At 73.6% G+C, this 1,837-nt stretch carries 2 protein-coding genes; one reads left to right on the top strand and one right to left on the bottom strand.

Going from position 1 to position 1,837, the window contains the following annotated elements; translation table 11 throughout:
• Positions 1–200: 200 nt before the first annotated feature.
• The gene (locus ACIQOV_RS39820) at positions 201–611 is read left to right on the top strand and encodes a CoA-binding protein (RefSeq protein ID WP_401055812.1); all 411 of its coding nucleotides are present in this window, start codon (positions 201–203) and stop codon (positions 609–611) included.
• Here the strand turns inward: ACIQOV_RS39820 and ACIQOV_RS39815 are convergent.
• The gene (locus tag ACIQOV_RS39815) at positions 608–1,822 is read right to left on the bottom strand and encodes a dipeptidase (RefSeq protein ID WP_401055810.1); all 1,215 of its coding nucleotides are present in this window, start codon (positions 1,820–1,822) and stop codon (positions 608–610) included. The two genes, ACIQOV_RS39820 and ACIQOV_RS39815, sit on opposite strands and share 4 nt — an antisense overlap.
• Positions 1,823–1,837 lie beyond the last annotated feature (15 nt).

Here is a 1,837-nt window from a genome sequence, read left to right as displayed (position 1 = left end):
GGTGCGGCAGGAAACCTCCCCCTCCTCCGGGCTGCGGTTCAGCAACGACGACCAGGCGGCCGGCGCCCACCCGAGCGGGCAGGCCGCGGTCGTCCGGCTGGAGGTCGCCTACGAGGACGCCGAAACCGCCCGGGTCAGCCTCCGGGCCTTCGGCCTGTGAGCCCAGGAATCCCGCACGGCCGCCCGGCGTTCCCACCGGCATGACGAGCTACGGCGACGAAGCGGCGGTCCGCGAGATCCTCACCCGCACCGGCGACACCTGGGCGGTGGTGGGCCTGTCCACCAACACCGCCCGCGCCGCGTACGGGGTGGCCAGGGTGCTCCAGGAGTACGGCAAGCGGATCGTGCCCGTGCACCCGAAGGCCGAGCCGGTCCTCGGCGAGCAGGGCTACGCCTCGCTCGCCGAGGTGCCGTTCCCGGTCGACGTGGTGGACGTGTTCGTGAACAGCGCCCTGGCCGGGGAGGTGGCCGACCAGGCGGTGGCCGCCGGGGCGAGGGCGGTCTGGTTCCAGCTGGGTGTCGTCGACGAGGCCGCCTACGGGCGGACCCGGGCGGCCGGGCTCGCCATGGTGATGGACAGGTGCCCGGCCATCGAGATTCCGCGACTCTAGGCCGCAGAACCGTCCAGCTGCGCAATGGTGGCGATGGACGGGCGGCGGCCCGCGCGCAGCCCGGCGGCCGCCGATTCGGCGTCGCGCAGGACGCGCACGGCGTTGTGCCAGGTGAGCTTGGCCAGGTCGGCCTCCGACCAGTGGCGGCCGAGGAGTTCGGCGACCAGGTTGGGGTAGCCGGCCACGGAGTCCAGGCCGTCCGGCAGGAAGGCGGTGCCGTCGAAGTCGCCGCCGATGCCGATGTGGTCGATGCCGGCCACCTCGCGCATGTGGTCGAGGTGGTCGGCGACGGTGGCCGGGGTGGCGATCGGGCGCGGGTTGGCGGCCTCGAAGGCGCGCTGGCGCTCCATGGCCGGCTGGGTGGTGTCCAGCGGGTGGAAGCCGTGGGCGCGCATGTTCTCGTCGGCGGCCCTGGTCCAGTCGATGGCGGCGGGCAGGATGAACTTGGGCACGAAGGTCGCCATCGCCACGCCGCCGTTGGCGGGCAGCTGGGCGAGCACGTCGTCCGGGATGTTGCGCGGGTGGTCGCAGACCGCGCGCGAGGAGGAGTGCGAGAAGACGACCGGTGCCTCGGTCACCCGCAGGGCGTCGCGCATGGTGTCGGCGGAGACGTGCGAGAGGTCGACCAGCATGCCGAGCCGGTTCATCTCCCGGACGACCTCCTCGCCGAACCGGGTCAGCCCGCCGGCCACCGGCTTGTCGGTCGCGGAGTCCGCCCACGGCACGTTGTCGTTGTGGGTGAGCGTCAGGTAGCGCACGCCCAGCTCGTACAGGGCGCGCAGGGTGGCCAGCGAGCAGTCGATGGAGTGGCCGCCCTCGGCACCCATCAGGGAGGCGATCCGGCCCTCGGCGCGGGCGGCCTCGATGTCCGCGGCGGTACGGGCCAGGCGCAGCCGGTCCGGGTAGCGCTCGACCAGGGCGTGGACGAAGTCGATCTGTTCCAGGGTGGCGCTCACGGCGTGGTCGCCGGCCAGCGAGGAGGGGACGTAGACGGACCAGAACTGCGCGCCGACCCCGCCCTCCGCGAGGCGGGCGAGGTCGGTGTGCAGGCGGTCGCTCTGGTCGGCGGCGAGGTCGAGCGCGCCGAGGTCGTATCCGGCCTGCTCGCGCATCGCCCAGGGGAGGTCGTTGTGGCCGTCCACCACGGGGGCGGTGCGCAGCAGGGCGCGGGCGCGGTCCAGCGGGGTGGGGGAGTCCGTCCGAGAAGTCATACGGGTTGTTCTACC

This window comes from Kitasatospora sp. NPDC091257, from assembly GCF_044757675.1.
Taxonomy (GTDB): domain Bacteria; phylum Actinomycetota; class Actinomycetes; order Streptomycetales; family Streptomycetaceae; genus Kitasatospora; species Kitasatospora lactacystinica.
Note: the sequence above shows the minus strand (reverse complement) of the source record. Positions and strands in the feature narration are given on the sequence as shown.

Coding starts and splice junctions, on each gene's coding strand:
- ACIQOV_RS39820 (WP_401055812.1), top strand. CDS start 201: ATGACGAGCTACGGCGACGAAGCGGCGGTCCGCGAGATCCTCACCCGC.
- ACIQOV_RS39815 (WP_401055810.1), bottom strand. CDS start 1,822: ATGACTTCTCGGACGGACTCCCCCACCCCGCTGGACCGCGCCCGCGCC.